Annotated in this window: 1 protein-coding gene; it reads left to right on the forward strand. The window is 78.7% G+C overall.

Annotated features, from left to right (window positions below; all coding sequences use genetic code 11):
* On the forward strand, positions 1–714 hold a 714-nt coding region (locus ACWJ6R_RS37480; RefSeq protein ID WP_449066729.1), incomplete at both ends, for an MMPL family transporter.

A 714-nucleotide genomic window follows, 5' to 3' on the forward strand; every position in this document is an offset into this window, starting at 1 on the left:
TGCGGGCGCTGGCCGACCGGCCGGGGGTCGGCGCGGTCCAGGTCCTGCCGCCGGGGCCGGGACAGGACGGGCGCAATCTGTACGCGCTGGTCGGGCTCACCGGGGACGAGGCCGCACGGCAGCGGCGGCTGGCGGACCAGCGCTCCGCCCTGCGGGAGGCGGCGGGGCGGGCGTCCGGTGGCGCCGTCAGCGCGTCCCTGGTCGGGGTGACGCCGCTGTTCGCGGAGGTCAAGGAGGTCGATCTGGCCGACCTGCGGACCGCCGAGGCGATGGCCGTCCCGCTGGCGCTGCTGGTGCTCACCGTCGGGCTCGGGTCGCTGGGGACGGCGCTGGTGCCGCTGGTCGTCGCCGGGGCGGCCGTCGCGGTCACCGCCGGCGTGCTCACCGCTGCGAGCCTCGGGCCGGGAGCCGGACCGGGGGCGGGGGCGGTGCTGGACACGCTGACGCTGACGGTCGCCTGCTCGGTGGCGCTGGGGCTGGGCATGGACTACGCGCTGCTGATCACGCTGCGTTACCGGCAGGCCCGCGACCGGGGTCTGGACCGGTTCACGGCGGCCGGGACGGCGACGGCCACGGCGGGGACGACGGTGTGCTGGTGCGCGGTGGCGGTGCTCCTCAGCGCGTGCGCCCTGCTCGCCGTACGGATCGGCCTGGTCCGCTCGCTGGCCTGCCCGCCGGGGTGGCGGCGGTGGTGGCGGCGGCGCGGCGCTGCGC

Source organism: Planomonospora algeriensis (assembly GCF_977012225.1).